The sequence below is a fragment of the Terrabacter aerolatus genome (assembly GCF_007991735.1).
Taxonomy (GTDB): domain Bacteria; phylum Actinomycetota; class Actinomycetes; order Actinomycetales; family Dermatophilaceae; genus Terrabacter; species Terrabacter aerolatus.
The window spans coordinates 1-20,327 of the sequence record NZ_BJYX01000015.1 but is presented as its reverse complement, the minus strand read 5'-3'; the positions used below and the strand labels follow the sequence as shown (position 1 = coordinate 20,327).

General features: G+C 71.9%; 20 protein-coding genes. 9 read left to right on the top strand and 11 right to left on the bottom strand.

The features are described from left to right. Positions 1 to 47: 47 nt before the first annotated feature. From purE to TAE01_RS13795, 8 genes are all read right to left on the bottom strand, one after another. Complete coding sequence (purE, locus tag TAE01_RS13830) at positions 48 to 611, bottom strand: 5-(carboxyamino)imidazole ribonucleotide mutase (RefSeq protein WP_147067405.1); 564 nt, start codon at positions 609 to 611, stop codon at positions 48 to 50. Next, the gene (locus TAE01_RS13825; protein ID WP_147067404.1) at positions 608 to 1,804 is read right to left on the bottom strand and encodes a 5-(carboxyamino)imidazole ribonucleotide synthase; all 1,197 of its coding nucleotides are present in this window, start codon (positions 1,802 to 1,804) and stop codon (positions 608 to 610) included. The genes purE and TAE01_RS13825 overlap by 4 nt, the downstream gene beginning before the upstream one ends. 27 nt (positions 1,805 to 1,831) lie before the next feature. Continuing rightward, a complete protein-coding gene (locus TAE01_RS13820) occupies positions 1,832 to 2,494 on the bottom strand; it encodes a GtrA family protein (RefSeq protein ID WP_246111347.1) in 663 nt (220 codons plus the stop codon). A 123-nt stretch (positions 2,495 to 2,617) separates the two neighbouring features. After that, entirely contained in the window at positions 2,618 to 3,637 is a 1,020-nt protein-coding gene (locus TAE01_RS13815; protein ID WP_371860837.1) for a sensor histidine kinase, read from the bottom strand. 11 nt (positions 3,638 to 3,648) lie between these two features. Beyond that, positions 3,649 to 4,326, bottom strand: coding sequence for a response regulator transcription factor (locus TAE01_RS13810; protein WP_147067402.1), 678 nt, complete (start codon positions 4,324 to 4,326; stop codon positions 3,649 to 3,651). A gap of 142 nt (positions 4,327 to 4,468) precedes the next feature. Further along, positions 4,469 to 5,314, bottom strand: coding sequence for an enoyl-CoA hydratase-related protein (locus TAE01_RS13805; protein WP_186815210.1), 846 nt, complete (start codon positions 5,312 to 5,314; stop codon positions 4,469 to 4,471). Between the two features lie 20 nt (positions 5,315 to 5,334). After that, positions 5,335 to 6,540 carry an adenylate/guanylate cyclase domain-containing protein gene (locus TAE01_RS13800; RefSeq protein WP_246111346.1) on the bottom strand — a complete coding sequence of 402 codons (1,206 nt, stop codon included), beginning with the start codon at positions 6,538 to 6,540 and terminating at the stop codon, positions 5,335 to 5,337. 7 nt (positions 6,541 to 6,547) lie between these two features. Continuing rightward, positions 6,548 to 7,441, bottom strand: a complete 894-nt coding sequence (locus tag TAE01_RS13795) for a biotin--[acetyl-CoA-carboxylase] ligase (protein ID WP_246111345.1) — start codon at positions 7,439 to 7,441, stop codon at positions 6,548 to 6,550. Between the two features lie 24 nt (positions 7,442 to 7,465). Here TAE01_RS13795 and TAE01_RS13790 point away from each other — a divergent pair, with 24 nt between their 5' ends. The 6 genes from TAE01_RS13790 (at position 7,466) to TAE01_RS13765 (ending at position 14,417) form a co-directional block, all read left to right on the top strand. Next, complete coding sequence (locus tag TAE01_RS13790) at positions 7,466 to 9,139, top strand: acyl-CoA carboxylase subunit beta (RefSeq protein WP_222594133.1); 1,674 nt, start codon at positions 7,466 to 7,468, stop codon at positions 9,137 to 9,139. Then, positions 9,136 to 9,372, top strand: coding sequence for an acyl-CoA carboxylase subunit epsilon (locus TAE01_RS13785; RefSeq protein ID WP_147067401.1), 237 nt, complete (start codon positions 9,136 to 9,138; stop codon positions 9,370 to 9,372). Before TAE01_RS13790 ends, TAE01_RS13785 begins: the two co-directional genes overlap by 4 nt. Positions 9,373 to 9,508: 136 nt before the next feature. Then, positions 9,509 to 10,033, top strand: coding sequence for a hypothetical protein (locus tag TAE01_RS13780; RefSeq protein ID WP_147067400.1), 525 nt, complete (start codon positions 9,509 to 9,511; stop codon positions 10,031 to 10,033). Between the two features lie 98 nt (positions 10,034 to 10,131). Next, positions 10,132 to 11,883: a Stk1 family PASTA domain-containing Ser/Thr kinase gene (gene pknB, locus TAE01_RS13775; RefSeq protein ID WP_147067399.1), complete on the top strand. Its 1,752-nt coding sequence runs from the start codon at positions 10,132 to 10,134 to the stop codon at positions 11,881 to 11,883. A 79-nt stretch (positions 11,884 to 11,962) separates the two neighbouring features. Then, positions 11,963 to 13,657 (top strand): DUF885 domain-containing protein, encoded by a 1,695-nt coding sequence (locus TAE01_RS13770; RefSeq protein ID WP_147067398.1) that lies wholly within the window; start codon positions 11,963 to 11,965, stop codon positions 13,655 to 13,657. Between the two features lie 82 nt (positions 13,658 to 13,739). Then, positions 13,740 to 14,417: a Maf family protein gene (locus TAE01_RS13765; RefSeq protein WP_147067397.1), complete on the top strand. Its 678-nt coding sequence runs from the start codon at positions 13,740 to 13,742 to the stop codon at positions 14,415 to 14,417. Between the two features lie 41 nt (positions 14,418 to 14,458). On the opposite strand, the gene TAE01_RS13760 is transcribed toward TAE01_RS13765, so the two are convergent. Genes TAE01_RS13760 through TAE01_RS13750 form a run of 3 tightly spaced genes read right to left on the bottom strand, consistent with a single transcriptional unit; the run spans position 14,459 to position 18,466 of the window. Then, a complete protein-coding gene (locus TAE01_RS13760; protein ID WP_246111344.1) occupies positions 14,459 to 15,766 on the bottom strand; it encodes a hypothetical protein in 1,308 nt (435 codons plus the stop codon). Next, positions 15,720 to 17,291 (bottom strand): acyl-CoA carboxylase subunit beta, encoded by a 1,572-nt coding sequence (locus TAE01_RS13755; protein WP_147067394.1) that lies wholly within the window; start codon positions 17,289 to 17,291, stop codon positions 15,720 to 15,722. Before TAE01_RS13755 ends, TAE01_RS13760 begins: the two co-directional genes overlap by 47 nt. Then, entirely contained in the window at positions 17,288 to 18,466 is a 1,179-nt protein-coding gene (locus TAE01_RS13750) for an acyl-CoA dehydrogenase family protein (RefSeq protein ID WP_147067392.1), read from the bottom strand. The genes TAE01_RS13755 and TAE01_RS13750 overlap by 4 nt, the downstream gene beginning before the upstream one ends. Positions 18,467 to 18,551: 85 nt before the next feature. Between TAE01_RS13750 and TAE01_RS13745 the strand changes: the two genes are divergently transcribed. The 3 genes from TAE01_RS13745 to TAE01_RS13735 are packed head-to-tail and all read left to right on the top strand — an operon-like array spanning position 18,552 to position 20,299. Continuing rightward, positions 18,552 to 18,935, top strand: coding sequence for a MerR family transcriptional regulator (locus TAE01_RS13745; protein ID WP_147067390.1), 384 nt, complete (start codon positions 18,552 to 18,554; stop codon positions 18,933 to 18,935). A 25-nt stretch (positions 18,936 to 18,960) separates the two neighbouring features. Further along, positions 18,961 to 19,839, top strand: a complete 879-nt coding sequence (locus TAE01_RS13740) for a sulfurtransferase (RefSeq protein WP_147067388.1) — start codon at positions 18,961 to 18,963, stop codon at positions 19,837 to 19,839. Positions 19,840 to 19,843: 4 nt separating this feature from the next. Continuing rightward, positions 19,844 to 20,299 (top strand): SufE family protein, encoded by a 456-nt coding sequence (locus tag TAE01_RS13735; RefSeq protein ID WP_147067386.1) that lies wholly within the window; start codon positions 19,844 to 19,846, stop codon positions 20,297 to 20,299. Positions 20,300 to 20,327: the final 28 nt, after the last annotated feature.

Genomic DNA, 20,327 nt, shown 5'->3' with positions numbered 1-20,327 from the left:
GTATGCCGTCGGGTCGGCTCCTCGGGCCACGCGCTGCAGGTGTCGGCTCAGTCCGAGAGCCCGCGCGCGACCTGGTCGCGCAGGGCCGCGCCCTTGGCATGGGCCTGGTCGCGCAGGTCGGCCTGGAAGGTGACCATCTGCTCGCGGACGTCGACGGCCAGCTCGTCGCTGCCGGTGCCGACGATGCGCGCGGCCAGCAGGCCGGCGTTCCGGGCCCCGCCGATCGACACGGTCGCCACCGGCACCCCGGCCGGCATCTGGACGATGGAGAGCAGCGAGTCCATGCCGTCGAGGTACGTGAGGGGCACCGGGACGCCGACGACCGGGAGCGGCGTCACCGCTGCGAGCATGCCCGGCAGGTGCGCGGCGCCGCCGGCACCGGCGATGACGACGCGGAGGCCACGGGCGGCAGCGCCCTGCCCGTAGGCGATCATCTCGTCCGGCATCCGGTGGGCCGAGACGACGTCGGCCTCGTACGGGATCCCGAACTCCTCGAGGGCCCTCGCGGCTTCGCGCATGACGGGCCAGTCGCTGTCGCTGCCCATGACGATGCCGACGACCGGGGCCGCTCCGGGGGTCTGCTGCTGCTCGGGCTGGGGGCTGTCGCTCATTCGGTGATCACTCCTCGGAGGTAGTCCGCCGCGTGTCCCGCGCGCTCGCGGGCATCGTCCAGGTCGGCGCCGCTGACGTTGACGTGGCCGATCTTGCGTCCGGGTCGCACGCCCTTGCCGTAGACGTGCACCTTGGCACCCGGGTCGCGGGCCATGATGTGGCGGTAGGCCGGGTAGAGGTGCTCGTAGTCGCCGCCGAGCACGTTGGCCATGACGGTCCACGGCGCGCGGGGGCGCGGGTCACCGAGCGGGAGGTCGAGCACGGCGCGCAGGTGCTGCTCGAACTGGCCGGTCACCGCGCCGTCCATCGACCAGTGACCACTGTTGTGCGGGCGCATGGCCAGCTCGTTGACGACGTAGGACGCGGCCCCGCCGGTCCCGGGACGCACCTCGAACATCTCGACGGCGAGCACCCCCGTGACGCCGAGCTCGCCGGCGATGCGCAGGGCCGCCTCCGTGACCACCGAGGCGAGGTCCGGGTCGAGCTGCGGCGCGGGCGCGAGCACCTCCGTGCAGATGCCGTCTGTCTGCACGGTCTCGACGACCGGCCACGCGGCCGCCTGGCCGGACGGGCTGCGGGCGATGAGGACCGCGAGCTCGCGCACGAAGTCGACCTTCTCCTCGAGGAGCAGTCCGCCCTCGAGCGGGCCCGGCTGACCGATCCTGGAGATCCAGTCCGCGAGGTCGTCGACCCCGCCGGCGACCGCGACTCCCTTGCCGTCGTAGCCGCCACGAGGGGTCTTGGCGACGATCGGCCACCCCACGTCGTCACCGAACGCGGTCACCTCGGCGGCGGTCGTCGCCCGGGCCCAGCGGGGGCACGCGATGCCGAGGCCCGAGAGGCGTTCGCGCATGGCGAGCTTGTCCTGGGCGAAGTTCAGGGCGGCCCGCGTCGGGTGGATGGCCACCCCGTCGGCCTCGAGGGCCTCGAGGATCGCCGGCGGCACGTGCTCGTGGTCGAAGGTGACGACGTCGCAGTGCTCGGCGAAGGCCCGCACGGCGTCGAGGTCGGTGTGCTCCCCCACCGGCGAGCTCGGGACGACGAGCGCGGCGGCTGCCGTGTCGCTCTCGGCGAGCACCGAGAGCTGGACGCCCAGCTCGACGGCCGGGCCCTGCATCATGCGCGCGAGCTGACCGCCTCCCACGACACCGACGACGGGAAATCCTCCGGGGGCGCGCTTCGGCTGGCTCACGCCGCCCAAGCGTAGTCGGAGCCGGCTCTACCGGTCGTGGCGCCCCGGGACGACGGGCGTCCGACCTGGCTCGCGGCCGCCCGCTCCCCGGCCGTCGTCGCCGTCGTCGCCTCCGTCGTCGGTGAGCACGGCCGCGACGTGGCTGGGGTCGGCGAGGTCCGGGTGGTGGGTGCGCACAGCCGCGAACGTCCACATCTTGTTGAGCACGAAGGAGACCGGGGTGACGACGGCGATGACGATCAGCTGCGCCCAGTAGAGCCGGGTGCGGAAGCCGGTCGAGTCGTCGAACACCGTGGGAGAGAGGTGGATCGGCGAGTCGAGGTGCATGAGGAGGGTCAGCAGCACGAGGCCCACGACCTGGCCGAGCAGGCCCACCGCCAGGAAGGGCCAGTACTCGTGCCACCAGCGCGCGTGCTTGCTCGTCCGGAAGGTCCACGTCCGGTTGAGCTGGAAGTTCCAGAGGTTCGCCACGAGGAAGGCGATCGTCGAGTAGACGTGGTACCAGCGCACGTTGAACGCGGTGCCCGGCACCGGGACGATGGCCTCGTTGAAGCTGGGTCCGAGCTTCTTGACCACGATGAGCGTCACCAGGTTGACGAGCACGCCCGAGACGCCCACCACCGCGAACCGGAGCAGCAGCAGCCAGTTGTGCCGGTGGCGCACGAACAGGAACTCATGCAGGCGCCTCACGCGCGCACCCTACCCCGCGCGACCGTGAGTCTTCTGACGCTTGCATGACAGCGACCTCCGCGTGTTTCGCCGACCGGCCGGCGGACGGCCGGGATCGCCGAGGTCGCCGAGGTCGCCGAGGGCTCAGTCGGTCTCGGCCTCGGAGAGGAAGAGGGCGAACCGGGCGGGCTGGGCCTGCACGAGGTCGAGGCGTCCGCCGTTGGACTCGGCGAGGTCGCGCGCGAGCGCGAGGCCCAGACCGGTGCTGCCACCGGCGCCGCTGCTCACCGAGCGCTCGAAGATGTGTGGCGCCATGGCGGCGGGCACGCCGTCCCCCTGGTCGCTCACCTCGACGATGACCGAGGGCCCCGAGCGCCGCGCGTGCACGTCGACGGTCCCGCGACCGTGCACGAGGGAGTTCTCCAGGAGGGTGGAGAGCACCTGCGAGAGCGCGACCGGCGTCGAGCGGACGAAGAGCCCCCGCTCCCCGCGCACCCGCACCGAGCGGCGAGCCTGCTCGAACGCCGGCTGCCACTCACGCTGCAGCGCGGCGATGACCGAGTCGAGCGACACCGCGGGCGACGGGCCGCCGGACCCGCGGGTGCGACCGAGGAGGTCGTCGACGACCCGGGTGAGGCGCTCGACCTGCGCGATGGCGATGGTGGCCTCCTCCTTGACCACCTCGGCGTCGTCCGTCTCGGAGATCTCCTCGAGGCGCATGAGCAGGGCGGTCAGAGGCGTGCGCAGCTGGTGCGAGGCATCGGCGGCGAAGTCACGCTCGGCGGCCAGCGACTTCGTCATGTCGTGGGCGCGGCGGTTCATCACCCCCGACACGTGGTCGATCTCGTCGATGTCGGAGTGCACGGGGACGAGGCGGGCCTCGCCCGCGGCGAAGCGGTCGGCGAGGTGGACGAGCTCGCGCGAGGACTGCTCGACGTGTGCACGGTCCCGCTGCGTGACGAGGTAGGCGGCGGCGCCGCTGAGAGCCCCGAGCACGAGCATGACGACGCCGAACCGTCCGACACCGACGGCGGGCTCCGAGGCGATCCAGACCGTGACCGCACCGGGGCGCTGCGTCACGGCCCAGCCGACGACGGCCGTCGAGAGCAGGACGAACAACCCGGCGCAGACGACTGCCGCGACGAGGGCCATCCGATCGAGCACCCGGCGCACGGTCACTCCGCCTGAGGTCGCTCGAAGCGGAACCCGACGCCCCGGACGGTGGCGATGTACTGCGGGGACGTCGCGTCGTCGCCGAGCTTCCGGCGCAGCACCGAGATGTGCATGTCCAGGGTCTTGGTCGACCCGAACCACGCGGTGTCCCAGATCTCGCGCATCAGCTGCTCGCGCGAGACGACCTTGCCCTGCTCGCGCACGAGGACCCGGAGCAGGTCGAACTCCTTGGCGGTCAGCTGCAGTTCCTCGCCCTTGAACCAGGCGCGTCGGCCGTCGGAGTCGATGCGGACCAGCTCGCCCGACGCGACGACCTCGTTGGGCGTGCGCCGCAGCAGCGCCCGGACGCGGGCGAGGAGCTCGGCGAGCCGGAACGGCTTGGTGACGTAGTCGTCGGCGCCGGCGTCGAGGCCCACGACGGTGTCGACCTCGTCGGCCCGCGCCGTGAGGATGAGCACCGGGATGGCGCGGCCCTCGGCCCGGATGCGGCGGCACACCTCGAGCCCGTCGATCTTGGGCAGGCCGAGGTCGAGGAGGACCAGGTCGGGGTTCTCCTTGGCACCGTCGAGGGCCGCCAGACCGTCCTCGCGCACGTCGACGTCGTAGCCCTCTCGCCGCAGGGCACGGGCCAGCGGTTCGGAGATGGCTGGGTCGTCCTCCGCCAGGAGCACTCGGGTCATGTCACCGTCCTCAAGATCTGCCGGTCCGTGGGCGCACCGACGGTCGTGAGCCTATCCACATCGGCCCGGATTGCACCCTGACGCACCGCCGCCCGTCGAGGCGGCCCATCGGCGCGACCGCGGCGAGGGCCGTCGGCGCGGCTCAGCGGCCCGGCCAGACCGGCCGGCGCTTCTCGGCGAAGGCCGCGACGCCCTCGCGCCGGTCGCCGGAGAAGGCCGTGGCGCGCCAGCACGCGTCCTCGATCTCGAGGCCGGCGTCGAGCCCGACGTCGGACCCGAGCCGCATGGCGCGCTTGGCGTTGCGCAGCCCCACGGGCGAGTGGGCGGCGACGGTCCGGGCCAGCTCGAGCGCCGCCTCGCGGGCCGTGCCCGCAGGCACGACCTCGTCGACGGCCCCGAGCTCCAGGGCCTCGCCGGCCGTCAGACGCGCGGCGCTGAAGATGGCGCGGGCCGCCCGGGACCACCCGACCCGTCGCACGAGCAGCTGGGTGCCACCCCCTCCGGGGATGACGCCGACGCTGACCTCGGGCAGCCCCACCACGGCGCCGTCGCCGGCGACGACGACGTCGCACGACAGGGCCAGCTCGAAGCCGCCGCCGAGGGCGAAGCCGTCGACCGCCGCGATCGCCGGCACGGGCAGGTCCAGCACGCCGCCGTAGGCCGCCCGGGCCACCGGACGCTGCTCCATGAGGTCGGCGTCCGTGAACCCGTTGCGCTCCTTGAGGTCGGCGCCGACGCAGAAGGCCTTCTCGTGGCTCGAGCTGAGGACGACGCACCGCACCGAGTCGTCGGCGGCCACCCGCGCCGCCGCCGCGGCGATGGCTCGCGCCATCGCCGTCGACACGGCGTTCATCGCCTCGGGCCGGTCGAGGACGATCTCGGCGACGTGGGCCAGCGCCGGGTCGTCGAAGCGCTCGACGCGGACGAGGACGGGCTCACCCGGCCCCTCGCTCGAGGTGGCGTCGGGTGCGGTCGGCGTTGACGGCATACGTCGGTCTCCTTCGAGGCTCACGCGTCGGGGCGCGCGCCTGCTCGGTGGGTCGGTGCGGTGGGTGACGTGGGTTCAGTGCTCTCGGGGACTGGAGCCCCCGAGACGGAGCGGCGTCCGGCCGACGTCGCGCGGCGCAGGAGCGAGGGCGTGACGGGTCCGACGCCGCGCAGGATCCGCCGGCGCTGGCCGGTCAGCTCGAAGCCGGACAGGCTGGCGAGCTCGCGCGCCATCGTCGCGTCGACGAGCACGCTCCCCGCCTGGGCGACGGCGGTCAGGCGGGAGGCCCGGTTGACGGTGGTTCCGAAGACGTCACCGAGACGGCTGATGATGGGTCCGCGGGCCATGCCGCAGCGCACGTCGGGCAGGACGTCGTCGTCGGTCATCGTCTCGACGAGGTCGAGCGCGATGGCGGCCGCCGGGGCCGCCCCCACCGTCGTGAAGAGGACCTCGTCGCCGACGGTCTTGATGAGGCGACCGCCGTGGGCCGTGATGACGTCGGCCGAGAGCGCCTCGAAGCGCGACACGAGCCGCGCGAGGTCGCGCTCGGACAGGCGCCGCACCAGGGCGGTGAAGTTGACGAGGTCCGCGAAGCCGACCGACCGCATCTTCGTCATGCCGTACGACTCGGGGTCGGCGTCGGCGAGCATGCGCGCCACCGTCGCCGAGAGGTGACGGCGCCAGGCGTAGACGAGGAGCGGCTCGAGGCGGTCCGTGAGCACCGCGAGGCGCTTCGCCGTCTCGGTGGCGGTCTCGATGCCCGGCACCGAGCGCGACTCGTGCTCGTCGTCGCCGGTGTCCTCCAGGGCGGCCGTCATGTGGGTCTCGACGGCCTCCGCGATGAGCTGCGACTGCCAGCCGGCGAGACGGTCGGCCGACCGGGCGAAGGCCCGGGTCATGGCGAGCGCCGTCTGCTCGTCGAGCAGGCCGTCCCGCACGATGCCGGCGACCGCCGCCAGCGCCCTCTGGTCGGCCTCGGTGAACAGCTCGTCGTCCGTGTCGACGACGGGGAAGCCCAGGGCGTGCCAGAACTTGCGCGCCGACAGCAGCGACACCTCGGCGCCGCGGCTGACGTCACGTCGGCGCAGGTCGAGCGGACGGCCGAGCAGCCGTTCGGTGTAGTCCTCGTTCGCCCGTGGGCCCGGCTCCCCCGCCGGGGGGAGCACCGGCTGCACCGTCGGCGGGACCACCGGCTGGTCGTCCCGTGGCGTCCCCGGCTCGGTCATGGGCCGATCATGCCAGTCCGCCGGCGGCAGCCCTGACGTGGACGACGTCTCCGGCGGCGAAGGTCCGCAGGCCCCCGGCCGTGCGCACGACGAGACCGCCGTCGTCGTCCACCGCGACGGCGGTGCCCTCCGCCGCCCCGCCGGCCGGCAGCTGCACGCGCACCTGCAGGCCGAGCGTGACGCAGGCCGAGCGGTATGCCGCCCGCACCGCCTCCCGGCCGACCGCGCCCGTGTCGTCGGCGCGGGTCACACCGGCCCCCCCGAGGACGGCCGTGAGGTGGTCGAGGTAGGCGACGAGCAGGTCCTCGCGGCGCACCCGGACACCGGCGAGCGCCAGGGACGTCGCCGTCTCGACGGGCAGCTCGTCGCGGGTCTGGTCGACGTTGACGCCGGTCCCGACGACGACGACCTGCCGCCCGCCGGACGCCACGAGCTCGCAGAGGATGCCGCTCAGCTTGCGGTCGCCGTCGTCGGCGAGGAGCACGTCGTTGGGCCACTTGAGCCGGGAGGTGAGCCGGTGCCCGGCGGCCTCGGTCACCTCGGTCACGGCCCGGGCCAGGGCGAGGCCGGCGAGGAGCGGCATCCAGCCGGCCTGCGCCGGGTCGGTGACGGGCACGGCGACGCTCACCGCGAGCGAGGCGCGGTCCGGGACGGTCCAGGCGCGACCGAGTCGCCCGCGCCCTCCGGTCTGGTGGTCGGTCAGGACCACCCACCACGGGCCCGGGACGTCGTCACCCGGGGACACGGCATACGCCGACGTCGCCGGGGGCGAGCCCGTGAGCAGCTCACGCAGGCGGGTGTTCGTCGACCCGACGGCAGGGTGGAACTCGACCCCGCGCCACGGCCGTCCGGACGTGACCAAGGCCGCACTCACAGTCTCGATGTCGAGCGAATCGCGCACGTCCACAAGGCTAGAGTGCCGACCATGGCAACCGATCACGCCGTCGCAGAGCAGCCGACCGACACGTCGGACCAGAGCACGACGCCGGCGGCGCCGACGTCTCCGGACTCCACCGGCCCCGACCTCTCCACCACCTCAGGCAAGCTGGCCGATCTCAAGCGCCGCGTCGCGGAGGTCGCCAACGCCGGCTCCGAGCGCGCCGTCGAGAAGCAGCACGCGCGGGGCAAGAAGACGGCCCGCGAGCGCATCGAGATGCTCCTCGACGAGGGCACCTTCATCGAGCTCGACAAGTACGCCCGGCACCGCAGCAACAACTTCGGCCAGGAGAAGAACCGGCCCTACGGCGACGGTGTCGTCACCGGCTACGGCACGGTCAACGGGCGGCAGGTCGCCGTCTTCGCCCAGGACTTCACCGTCTTCGGCGGGTCCCTCGGCGAGGTCTTCGGCGAGAAGATCGTCAAGGTCATGGACTTCGCCATGAAGATCGGCTGCCCGGTCATCGGCCTCAACGACTCGGGTGGCGCCCGCATCCAGGAGGGCGTCGTCTCCCTCGGGCTCTACGGCGAGATCTTCTTCCGCAACGTCCGCGCGTCGGGCGTCATCCCGCAGATCTCCCTCGTCATGGGCCCGTGCGCCGGCGGTGCCGTCTACTCCCCCGCCATCACCGACTTCACCGTCATGGTCGACCAGACCTCGCACATGTTCATCACCGGCCCCGACGTCATCAAGACGGTCACCGGCGAGGACGTCGGCTTCGAGGAGCTCGGCGGCGCGCAGACCCACAACAGCAAGTCGGGGGTCGCGCACTACATGGGCACCGACGAGCAGGACGCCATCGACTACGTCAAGGCCCTGCTGTCCTACCTGCCGAGCAACAACATGGAGACGCCGCCGGCCTACGGCGACGGGGACGGCGACCTCACGGTCACCGACGACGACCGCTGGCTCGACACGTGCATCCCCGACTCCCCCAACGTGCCCTACGACATGAAGCACGTCATCGAGCACGTCGTCGACGACGGCGAGTTCCTCGAGGTGCAGCCGCTCTTCGCGCCCAACATCATCACCGGCTTCGCCCGCATCGACGGGATGTCGGTCGGGGTCGTCGCCAACCAGCCGATGCAGTTCGCCGGGTGCCTCGACATCGACGCGTCGGAGAAGGCCGCCCGCTTCGTGCGCACGTGCGACTGCTTCAACGTGCCCGTGCTGACCTTCGTCGACGTGCCCGGCTTCCTGCCCGGCACGAGCCAGGAGTGGGACGGCATCATCCGCCGCGGCGCGAAGCTCATCTACGCGTACGCCGAGGCCACGGTCCCCAAGATCACCGTCATCACGCGCAAGGCCTACGGCGGCGCCTACGACGTCATGGGCTCCAAGCACCTCGGCGCCGACATCAACCTGGCGTGGCCCACCGGGCAGATCGCCGTGATGGGCGCCCAGGGGGCGGTCAACATCCTCTACCGCAAGGAGCTCAAGCAGACGGCGGAGCGCGGTGGCGACGTCGACGCACAGCGCCAGCAGTTCATCACCCACTACGAGGAGACCCTCGCCAACCCGTACATCGCGGCGGAGCGCGGCTACATCGACACCGTCATCAGCCCGTCGAACACGCGGATGAACGTCACGCGGGCCCTGCGGGCGCTGCAGAACAAGCGCGAGACGCTGCCGCCCAAGAAGCACGGGAACATCCCGCTGTGAGCACCGTGAGCACGGACGCGGGCCACGAGACGTCCTCGTCGACGGCAGCCATCCGGGTGAGCGGGGGCCCGAGCGCCGAGGAGCTCGCCGCGCTCGTCGTCGTGCTGTCCGCACTCGGCGACGGCGAGGCCGCTGCGGAGCCGGCGCGGTCGGCGTGGGCCGACCCGTCCTGGCGGCTCGTCGGGCCGTCGGCGCGCCACGGCGGCTGGCGGAGCACGGGCCTCCCGCGCTGACGGCAGGCGTCCCGGGACGGGCGAGTCGTGGATCTGGGTGCGGGTACGGATGCGGACTGAGTAGTCCGACTCATCCGGCTTGTCCGTGACGTCCCTAGGTTTCGAGCACCTCATCGTCGAAGCCAGGAGAAACCCCGTGAAGCGTCGCCTCCTCTCGTCCGCCACCGCCATCGGTCTCGCCCTCAGCGGCGCCACCGCCGTCGTCTCCGCCGCACCCGCCAGCGCCATGTGCGCCGAGGCCGGCCAGACCTACTACACCTTCAGCTCCGTCTCCACGGTGTGGAAGCGCACCAGCCTCAGCAGCTCCTACGTCAAGGGACCCGGCTCCGTGTCGCTGACCAAGGGCCGCACCTGGAACGTGCAGGCCTCGATGACGGCCACGGTCTCCGCGGAGGCCGGCGTCGTCTTCGCCAAGGCGAGCACGTCGCTCGGCATCACCGTCGGGGCTGGCTACAGCGGCACCCAGTCGTTCACCTACACGCTCAACGTCCCCAGTGGCCAGACGAAGCGTCTCCAGCAGTACAAGGCGTCCAAGAAGTTCGTCGTCACGAAGAAGCGGTACACCTCGACGTGCAGCAGCGTCGTGGTCTACAGCTCCACCGTCACGGCGCCCGTCAAGTCCACCGCGGACCGCTACTTCATGTACGCGCTCGTCTCGTGACGTGAGGTCCGCGGTCGCCTCCCCAGGGGGCGACCGCGGACCGTCGCGGGCCTGCTCGGTTGGCCCATCCACAGCACGTTCCCCTAGGCTCGTTGCCCATGTCCGTCGACTCGACCCCCTCCGTCCGCATCGCGCAGCGCTACTCGCTGGGTGAGCGCATCGCCGTCGGTGGCATGGGTGAGGTCTACCTCGCGACGGACGACCGGCTCGGCCGGCAGGTCGCGGTCAAGGTGCTCTCGCCCGCGTTCGCTGAGTCCCCGGACTTCGTGGAGCGGTTCCGACGCGAGGCCCTGACGGCCGCCCGGCTCTCCCACCCGAACATCGCGCAGGTCTACGACTACGGCGTCGACGGCGCGTCCCACTTCATCGTCATGGAGTATGCGGAGGGCTCGGACCTCGCGCACCTGATCCGTGAGCACGGCCGGCTCACCCCCAGCGACGCCGTGCGGGTGGCCGAGCAGGTCTGTGCCGCTCTCGCGGTGGCCCACCGGGCCGGGGTCGTGCACCGGGACGTCAAGCCGGGCAACGTCATCGTCCGGGCCGACGGCACCGTCAAGGTCACCGACTTCGGCATCGCCCGGGCGCTGGGGCAGGCCTCGATCACCGACACCGGCACGGTCATGGGGACCGCGGCCTACGTCGCCCCGGAGCAGGCGCGCGGCGAGGCCACGACCCCGTCGTCCGACCTCTACTCGCTCGGCATCCTGCTCTTCCAGATGCTGACCGGCGCCGTCCCGTTCGAGGGCGACACCCCGGTCGCCGTGGCGCTGCGCCACCTCGACGAGCCGGTGCCGCTGCCGAGCTCGCGGGTGGCCGACCTGCCCGCCAACCTCGACGACGTCGTGGTCCGGGCCACCGCCAAGTCGCCGTCCGACCGCTACCCCGATGCCGACGCGATGGCCGCTGCCCTGCGCGGCCACGAGGCGCTCGCCGACGCCGCGACGCGGGCCCTCCCCTCGGGCGAGGCGACCGCCGTCCTCGACGTCGCGGCTGGAGCGGCGTCGGGTGCTGCTGCCGGTGCGGCGTCCGTCGCCGCGGCCAGCACGGCGCGGTTCCCTGCATCCGGTGCAGAGGCCGCCTCCGGATCGGCAGCGGTGGCCGATCCCGCGAACGACCCGGCCACGAGCACCGCGATGATGCCCGCGGTCTCCTCCGCACGTCCCGTCGGCCCGGCCGAAAGCACCGCTGACACCTCGCAGGACCAGCGCCCGGCACGCTCCGGCCCCTCACGCACGGTCTGGGTCCTCGGCGCCGCCGTCGTCGCGCTCCTGGCAGTCCTGGCCTACGTGCTGCTGTCGGGTTCGGACCCGGCGACGCCCCCGGCCGCCGCGCCGCGCCCGGCCGCGAGCTCCCCCTCCACCCCGTCGGGCTCCCCGACGCCCCCGACGACCGCGCCCCCCGCCGACAACGGCACCGTCCCGGCGGACCTCGTCGGCCAGCAGCGCGACGCCGCGGTCCAGCAGCTCATCGGCATGGGCGTCGACGTGCGGTGGGTGCTCGTGCGCTCGAGCCAGCCGGACGGGTCCGTCATGGGCTCCTTCCCCGCGGCGGGTCAGCCGATGACGAAGGGCCAGACCGTGGCCCTCGTCGTGAGCCGCGGGCACGCCCCTGACAAGGTCAACTCCTCGTTCGCGGTTCCCGACGGCCTCGTCGGCGCCACGGTCAAGGACGCGACCGACCGTCTCGGCGCGGGAGACGTCCGGGTCACCAAGGTGACGATCCCAGCCGCGGGCAAGGAGGGTCAGGTGCTGTCGACCTGGCCGACCGCCGGCAACCCGACCCCGGACGGCGTCGTCGTGCTCGTCGTGGGCGGCCCCGCCAAGGGTGGCTCCTCCGGCGGGAACGACTGACGTCACCCCCGCCGCCACCTCACCGGCGGCGTGCCGCAATGCAGTGGCACCCGACCCCGCGCTCGATTACGTTCGCCGGGTGACCGCCAACACCCAGACCGCGCGACCCCGTACCGACGTCGACCGCATCGCGGAGACCTACTTCGACGCCGCCGTCGCCCTCAGCCCCATCAACGCGACCTTCCTCGGTGTGCCCGGCGGCGAGGAGGACCTCGACGACCTCTCGCCAGCCGGCAACGCCGCCGCCTCCGACCTGCGCCGGACGACGCTCGAGGCGCTGGCCTCGGCGGTCCCCGCCGACGACGTCGACCGCGTGACCGTCGACGCCATGACCGAGCGCCTGCAGCTCGCCGAGGACCGGTATGCCGCCGGGCTCGACGAGATGTCGCTCAACGTCCTCGCCTCGCCCCTGCAGAGCGTCCGCGACGTCTTCGACCTCATGCCGCAGGCCACCGCCGCCGACTGGCGCGTCTTCGCCGCCCGGATGGGCAAGATCCCGGAGGCCCTCGAGGGTTACCGCGAGTCCCTGCTCCTCGCGCGGGAGCGCGGTCAGGTGTCACCCCGCCGCCAGGTCGAGGCCTGCGCCGAGCAGTCGCGCGAGCTCACCGCGGACGACGGCTACTTCGCCAAGATCGTCGCCGACGCCGCGGTCGGCGACGCACCGCTCGAGAGCGAGCTCCAGCAGGCGCTGCAGGCCTCCGCCCGGGCCGCGTCCACGGCATACGGCGAGATGGCCGACTGGCTCGAGCGCGAGCTGCTGCCGCACGCACCGGAGGCCGACGCCTGCGGACGCGAGCGCTACGCCCTCGAGTCGCGCTACTTCCTCGGTGCCACGGTCGACCTCGAGGAGACCTATCGGTGGGGCCAGCAGGAGGTCGCGAGCCTGCACGCCCAGATGAACGAGATCGCCGACGGTCTCGAGTCCGGCGCGAGCGTGCAGCGTGGCGTCGAGATCCTCGACGCGGACGAGCGGTACGCCCTGCAGGGCACCGACGCGCTCAAGGCCTGGATGCAGGAGCGTGCCGACGAGGTCATCGCCGATCTCAAGGACGTCCACTTCGACATCCCGGAGCCCGTCCAGCGCATCGAGTGCATGATCGCGCCGACGCAGACCGGCGGCATCTACTACACCGGACCGTCCGACGACTTCAGCCGCCCGGGGCGCATGTGGTGGTCGGTGCCGAAGGGCAACACCGAGTTCCGCACGTGGAACGAGCTGACGACCGTCTACCACGAGGGCGTCCCCGGCCACCACCTCCAGGTCGCCCAGACGGTCTACCGCTCCGAGCTGCTCAACAAGTGGCGTCGCCTCGAGGCCTGGACCTCCGGCCACGGCGAGGGTTGGGCGCTCTACGCCGAGCGGCTCATGGCCGAGCTCGGCTACATGGACGACCCCGGCAACCGGATGGGTTGGCTTGCCGGACAGTCGCTCCGGGCTGCGCGCGTGGTCATCGACATCGGCGTCCACTGCGGCTTCGACGCGCCCGACGAGGTCGGCGGCGGAGCGTGGGACTACGACAAGGCCTGGACCTACCTGACCCGCTACGGCTTCATGGACGAGAAGATCCTGCGCTTCGAGCTCAACCGCTACCTCGGCTGGCCGGGGCAGGCGCCGAGCTACAAGATCGGCGAGCGGCTGTGGCTGCAGCTGCGCGACGAGGTCAAGCAGCGCGAGGGTGACGCGTTCGACCTCAAGGCCTTCCACCGTCGGGCCCTCGACATCGGCGGCGTCGGTCTGGACACCCTGCGCGCGGCGGTCCTGCAGGAGATCTGAGACGGTCCGGGCTCGCGGCGGCGGCGCCCCCCGGGGGGCGCCGCCGTGCCCGGTCACACGTCGCGGCGCCTACCATTTCGTCATGCCTTCGACCCCCCTCCCCGACGTGCCCGCCGTCCAGCTCGTCCTCGCGTCCGCGTCGCCGGCTCGACGCTCGACCCTCCGCTCGGCAGGCGTGGAGCCCGTCGTCGTCGTGAGCGAGGTCGACGAGGACCTCACGGTCGCCGAGGCGACGGAGCGCTACGGCCTGCTCGAGCCCGGCGACATCGCGTTGCTGCTGGCGCGTGCCAAGGCCGAGGACGTCGCGGCGAGGGTCGCCGACGACGTCGTCGTGCTGGGCTGCGACTCGGTGCTCGAGCTCGACGGCGAGGTGCACGGCAAGCCGGCCGATGCGGCAGAGGCCGTCCTGCGGTGGCGCCGCATGCGAGGCCGCTCCGGGGTCCTGCACACCGGGCACTGGCTCGTCGACGAGCGTGACGGCGGGGGCGCCACCCTCGGCGCGACCGCCTCGACGACCGTGCACTTCGCCGAGATCTCCGATGCCGAGATCGAGGCCTACGTCGCCACCGGCGAGCCGTTGACGGTGGCGGGCGCGTTCACCATCGACGGGCTGGGCGGCGCGTTCGTCACCTCGGTCGAGGGCGACCATCACAACGTCGTCGGACTGTCGCTGCCGTTGCTGCGCGAGCTGCTTGCCGACGTCGGCATCGGGTGGTTCGACGTCGTGGGCAGCATGCGGGGCCGGCTCGACTGCGGCTGACGACGGGGACGATCCGCAGCGCCGGGCCGCCGGGCGACGGCTCAGGGGTAGAGGTCGTCCGTGAGGTTCTCGATGACGAGGTAGTGCTCCGTCCACCACCACATCTGGGCGGCGCCGACGACGACGATGAGCCCGAGCAGCCAGTAGCGGTAGCGCCGCCACCAGCGCAGCTGGAGGAACCAGGCGATGACCAGCGTCATGGGGAAGGCCAGCAGGGCGTAGCGCACCCGGCTCGGGGTCGTGCTCGTCACGAGGATGATGTAGGCGGGGTAGGCGCCGGCCCAGCCCCAGATCTCCGGGCCCCACCGCCACGAGTGCCGGGAGAGCATGAACCACGCGAATGCGGCGACGCCGAGCACCCCGGCGACCTGGCCGAACACGCCCCAGTAGTCGTAGAGCAGGTTCCACCACAGGTAGAGCTTGATCTTCGTCTCGATGTTCCAGGCGAGCATCGTGTCGTTGTAGGCGTTGGGCGTGTCGGTCGCGATGGTGACGATCGTCGGCCACAGCCAGGTCAGGGCGCCTGCGTATGCCGCGAGCGCCCCCAGCCCGACGCGCAGCCGGACCGGGTGCTCGCCCTCGTCACCCGTGCGCCAGCGCACGACCCAGTGGGCGACGATGACCGGCACCATGGCGATGACGACGTTGCGGCTCAGCGACAGCACGAGCAGGGCGAGCACGACCCACCAGTACTGACGCCGGCGCAGCAGCCACAGGACCGTCACGACGCCGAGCAGGGCGGTGGACTCGGTGTAGGAGGCCGAGAACGCCGGCGACGCGATGAAGAAGCAGGTCGCGACGACCGCGACGATCGCCTCCCAGCGGCCGACCGCCTGGTCGACGAGCTTGAAGAGCATGTGCATCGCGACGAAGCCGATGAGCGTCGACAGCACCGGTGCGACGACGGTGAACGGCAGCCCGGTGACCTTCATGACGAGGCCGGCCGTCATCGGGAACACCGGGAAGAAGGCCCACGGGTTCATGTCGATGCCGCCCCAGCCCACGCGGGGCAGGACCGCGGGGTAGCCCTGCTCGGCGATGACGCGGTACCACTGCCCGTCCCAGCCGGTCATGACGGCGTTGTAGCCGGGGTCCGCCGGGGTGGGGTAGAAGATGCGGATGTTCGCCGTGCCGATGGGCAGCGGTATCTGGTAGCGCGAGAGGTACGTGGCCGCGACCCAGACGAACAGGCGCGAGACCGCGAAGACGGCGAACGGGAACCAGACGGGGAGGCGGCGCCAGAAGGGCTGCTTCGCCTCGGTCACGCGGTCGGGGTGCTCGAGCCGGCGACCGAGGCGCGGCTCAGACCGGCGGGACGGCGCGTCGGCGCTCGCTGAAGTGACGGTCACGCCGGGAAGCATAAGCCAGTCGGCGCACGAGGTCCGAGCGCAGTTCATCCGCCTCGATGATCGAGTCGAGCACGAGGTCGGCAGCGAGTCGCTCGATGTCGACGTCCTCCTCGTACTCGCGGCGTCGGTCTGCCACGAAGCGTGCCTGTTCGTCCGGGTCGGCGATCTCGGCGATCTTGTTCGCGTAGACCGCGTTGACGGCGGCCTCGGGGCCCATGACGGCGATGCGGGCCGTCGGAAGCGCGATGGTCGCGTCGGGTCCGAATCCCGGTCCCCCCATGGCGTAGAGCCCGGCACCGTAGGCCTTGCGCACGACGACGCAGAACTGCGGCACCGTCGCCGACGATACGGCGCTGACCATCTTCGCGCCGTGGCGGATGATGCCGCCGCGCTCGACCTCCGAGCCGATCATGAAGCCCGGGACGTCCGCGAGGTAGACGAGGGGCACGTTGAAGGCGTCGCAGAGCCAGATGAAGCGTGCGGCCTTGTCGGCGCTGTCGGTGAAGAGCACACCGCCCTTGACCATGGAGTTGTTGGCGACGATGCCGACGGTCTGGCCCTCGAGCCGGCCGAAGCCGATGACGAGCTCGCCCGCCCAGAGCGGCTTGAGCTCGAAGAAGGAGTCGTCGTCCACGAGCCCGTCGATGACGTCGTGGATGTCGAACGGGACCGACTCGCGCTCGGGCACCGTCTCGCGGGTCAGCGGCGTGGCCGGCGCCTCCGCGGCATACGTCGGCGGGTGGTCGCGCCAGCTGCCCGGGACGTAGGAGAAGTAGAGCTTGGCCAGCTCGATGGCCTCGGCGTCGTCGTGCGCGAGCAGGTCACCGACTCCCGAGACGGTGCAGTGCATCCGGGCGCCGCCCATCTCCTCGAGCGACACCTTCTCGCCGACGACCATCTCTGCCATGCGGGGGCTGCCGAGGTACATCGAGGCGTTGCCCTCGACCATGATGATGAGGTCGCAGAAGCTGGGGATGTACGCCCCACCCGCGGCGCTCGGGCCGAAGAGGCAGCAGATCTGCGGCACCTTGCCCGAGAGGGCCACCTGGTTGTGGAAGATGCGACCGGCGCCGCGGCGCCCCGGGAACATCTCCACCTGGTCGGTGATGCGGGCACCGGCGGAGTCGACGAACCAGAAGACGGGCAGCTCCTCGCGCAGCGCCATCTCGGTGGCGCGCACGATCTTCTCGACCGTGCGCGCACCCCACGAACCCGCCTTGACGGTGGGGTCGTTGGCGATGACGATCGCGGCGCGGCCGTCGACGGTGCCACGTCCGGTGACGACGCCGTCGGCCGGGAGGCCCGGCTGGAGGGCGTTGGCGTAGCGGCCGTCCTCGACGAAGCTCCCCTCGTCGAAGAGCAGGGCGATCCGGTCGCGGACGTAGATCTTGCCCTGCGCGTCGAGCTTGGCCTGAGCCTTCTCGGGGGCGCTCGCCGAGGCCGTGTGGGCGGCCTCGAGGCGGGCCCGGACGTCGGCGACGCGCGGGTCCCCGTTCGGGTTCGTGCCGGTGGCGGCTGCGCTCATGCCGGCAGCCCCAGGCCGCGGGCGATGAGCATGCGCTGCACCTCGGAGGTGCCCTCGCCGATCTCGAGGATCTTGGCGTCGCGGTAGAAACGGGCCACGGGGTACTCCTCCATGAAGCCGTTGCCGCCGAACACCTGGGTGGCGATCCGGGTGGCGGTGACCGCGGCCTCGGTCGAGTGGAGCTTGGCGATGGCGGCCGCCTGCTTGACCTCCTTGACCGATCGCTTGCCGGCATGGAGCTCGTCCTTGAGCCAGGCCGCCTTGTACGTCAGCAACCGGGCGCCCTCGACCATGACGGCGAGGTCGGCCAGCTGGAACGAGACACCCTGGTTGACGCCGATGGGGCGACCGAAGGCGATGCGGGTCTTCGCGTAGTCGGTGGCCAGCTCGAGGCAGGCCTGCGCGCAGCCGACGGCGAGCGCCGAGATGGCGATGCGGCCGTCGTCGAGCGTCTTGAGGAACTGCTTGAACCCCTCGCCCTCCTCGCCGAGGAGGTGGTCGGCGGGGACGCGACAGTCCTCGAAGGTGAGGCCGTGGGTGTCGGAGACGTGCCAGCCGAGCTTGTGGTACGCCGGCTCCACGACGAAGCCGGGGGTGCCGGCCGGGATCATGATCGCCGAGAGCTGCGCCGAGCCGTCCTCGTTGGTGCCGGTGCGCGCGGTGACGGTGACGACCGAGGTGATGTCGGTGCCGGAGTTGGTGATGAAGGCCTTGGCGCCGCTCACGACCCAGTCGTCGCCGTCGCGGACGGCCTTGGTGCGGGTGGCACCGGCGTCGGAGCCCGCCTCCGGCTCGGTGAGGCCGAAGCCGGCGAGGGCGCGACCGGAGACGAGGTCGGGCAGGAAGCGCTGCTTCTGCTCCTCGGTGCCGTACGTGAGGATCGGGTTGATGCCGAGCCCGACGCCGGCGGAGAGCGTGATGCCGATGGACTGGTCGACACGGCCGAGCTCCTCGATGGCGACGCAGAGGCTCGTGAAGTCGCCGGCCTCGCCCGCGCCGCCGTACTCCTCCGGGACGACCAGACCGAAGAGCCCGAGGTCACCCATCTTCGGCACGAGGTCGGTCGGGAAGTGGGCCGCAGCGTCCCACTTGGCGATGTTGGGCGCGACCTCCTTCTCGGCGAAGTCGCGGACGACCATCCGGAAGTCCTCGTGGTCCTGGCTGAGCTCGAACATCGCTGTTCTCCTGAAGCTGTCGCGGCCATCACGCGCTCGTGACGCGTGCTTGACGTTGACGTAAACGTAAAGCACTATCAGCAGCATGACAAGTGCGCCGACGTGGACGATCGCCCAGGTGGCCGAGGAGTTCGACGTCACGCACCGGACCGTGCGCCACTACGAGGACCTCGGGCTCATCACTCCTGAGCGCCGTGGCACGCAGCGGGTCTACCACCGCCGCGACCGCACCCGCCTCGGCCTGATCCTCCGAGGCAAGCGCCTCGGCTTTCCGCTCGAGGAGATCCGCACGATCATCGACCTGTTCGACGCGCCCCGCGGTCGCCGTACGCAGCTCGAGTACGTCCTTGCCCAGATCGACGAGCGCCGGGCCGACCTCGACCAGCGCCTCAGGGACGTCCAGGACGCGATCGCCGAGCTGGGCGAGTTCGAGCGACGGTGCCGTGAGGACCTCGACAAGCTCGCGTGACACCTCGCGTGACACCATGGGGCCCATGAGCGCTGACGACACGAAGATCTCCGCCTACGCCCACCCCGAGCGCCTCGTGACCACCGAGTGGCTCGCGGAGCAGGTGGCAGCCGGCGGCATCGGCGGGCCTGACGGGATCGCCCTGCTCGAGTCCGACGAGGACGTCCTGCTCTATGCCACGGGCCACATTCCCGGGGCCATCAAGATCGACTGGCACGTCGACCTCAACGACCCGGTGTCGCGGGACTACGTCGACGGCGCCCGCTTCGCCGAGGTGATGGGCGTCCGCGGCATCACCCGCGACACGACCGTCGTCATCTACGGCGACAAGAGCAACTGGTGGGCGGCCTACGCCCTGTGGGTCTTCAGCCTCTTCGGGCACGAGGACGTCCGGCTGCTCGACGGTGGACGTGCCAAGTGGATCGCCGAGGGTCGCGAGCTGACCCGCGACGTGCCCGATCCCGCGCCGGTCGGCTACCCCGTCGCCGAGCGCGACGACGCCCCGATCCGCGCGTTCCGGGACGACGTGCTCGCCCACCTGGGCAAGCCGCTCGTCGACGTCCGCTCCCCCGGCGAGTACTCCGGAGAGCTGCTCCACATGCCCGACTACCCCCAGGAGGGGGCCATGCGCGGCGGTCACATCCCGGGCGCGAAGTCGGTGCCGTGGGCGCGGGCGGCCAACGACGACGGCTCGTTCAGGTCCCGCGAGGAGCTCGAGGCGATCTACCTCGCGGAACAGGGCCTGACGCCGTCCGACGACGTCGTCGCCTACTGCCGCATCGGCGAGCGCTCGTCCCACACCTGGTTCGTGCTGACCCACCTGCTCGGTTTCGAGGCGGTGCGCAACTACGACGGCTCGTGGACCGAGTGGGGCAACTCCGTGCGTGTCCCGATCGAGCGGTGACCCCGTGACCGACACCGCCCTGCCCACCTCGCTCGCCGAGATCGCCGAGGACTTCCGCTCCGCGACCAACGACCTCAAGCTCCAGCTGCTCCTGGAGTTCAGCGACGAGCTGCCGCCCCTTCCCGAGCGCTACGCCGGCCACCTCGACCAGCTCGAGCGCGTCGACGAGTGCCAGTCACCGCTCTTCCTCACGGTCGAGGTCGGCGACGGCGACGCGCTCGAGGACCGCGTCGTCCACCTCTTCTTCGACGCGCCGGCTGAGGCTCCGACGACCCGCGGGTTCGCCGGCATCCTCCACGAGGGGCTCGACGGCCTGTCCGCGGCCGAGGTGCTCGCCGTGCCCGACGACGCCCCGATGCGCTTCGGCCTCGCGGAGGCCGTGTCGCCGCTGCGCATGCGCGGCATGGTCGCCATGCTCGGGCGGATCAAGCGCCAGGTCCGCGCCAAGACCGCAGCCTGACCGCCCCTCCCCCCGACCTCTACGTCAG

Bases quoted from the DNA above. Each gene is read 5' to 3' on its own strand.
- purE (WP_147067405.1), bottom strand. From the start codon at position 611: ATGAGCGACAGCCCCCAGCCCGAGCAGCAGCAGACCCCCGGAGCGGCC.
- TAE01_RS13810 (WP_147067402.1), bottom strand. From the start codon at position 4,326: ATGACCCGAGTGCTCCTGGCGGAGGACGACCCAGCCATCTCCGAACCG.
- TAE01_RS13805 (WP_186815210.1), bottom strand. From the start codon at position 5,314: ATGCCGTCAACGCCGACCGCACCCGACGCCACCTCGAGCGAGGGGCCG.
- TAE01_RS13800 (WP_246111346.1), bottom strand. From the start codon at position 6,540: ATGACCGAGCCGGGGACGCCACGGGACGACCAGCCGGTGGTCCCGCCG.
- TAE01_RS13790 (WP_222594133.1), top strand. From the start codon at position 7,466: ATGGCAACCGATCACGCCGTCGCAGAGCAGCCGACCGACACGTCGGAC.
- pknB (WP_147067399.1), top strand. From the start codon at position 10,132: ATGTCCGTCGACTCGACCCCCTCCGTCCGCATCGCGCAGCGCTACTCG.
- TAE01_RS13765 (WP_147067397.1), top strand. From the start codon at position 13,740: ATGCCTTCGACCCCCCTCCCCGACGTGCCCGCCGTCCAGCTCGTCCTC.
- TAE01_RS13755 (WP_147067394.1), bottom strand. From the start codon at position 17,291: ATGAGCGCAGCCGCCACCGGCACGAACCCGAACGGGGACCCGCGCGTC.
- TAE01_RS13750 (WP_147067392.1), bottom strand. From the start codon at position 18,466: ATGTTCGAGCTCAGCCAGGACCACGAGGACTTCCGGATGGTCGTCCGC.
- TAE01_RS13745 (WP_147067390.1), top strand. From the start codon at position 18,552: ATGACAAGTGCGCCGACGTGGACGATCGCCCAGGTGGCCGAGGAGTTC.
- TAE01_RS13740 (WP_147067388.1), top strand. From the start codon at position 18,961: ATGAGCGCTGACGACACGAAGATCTCCGCCTACGCCCACCCCGAGCGC.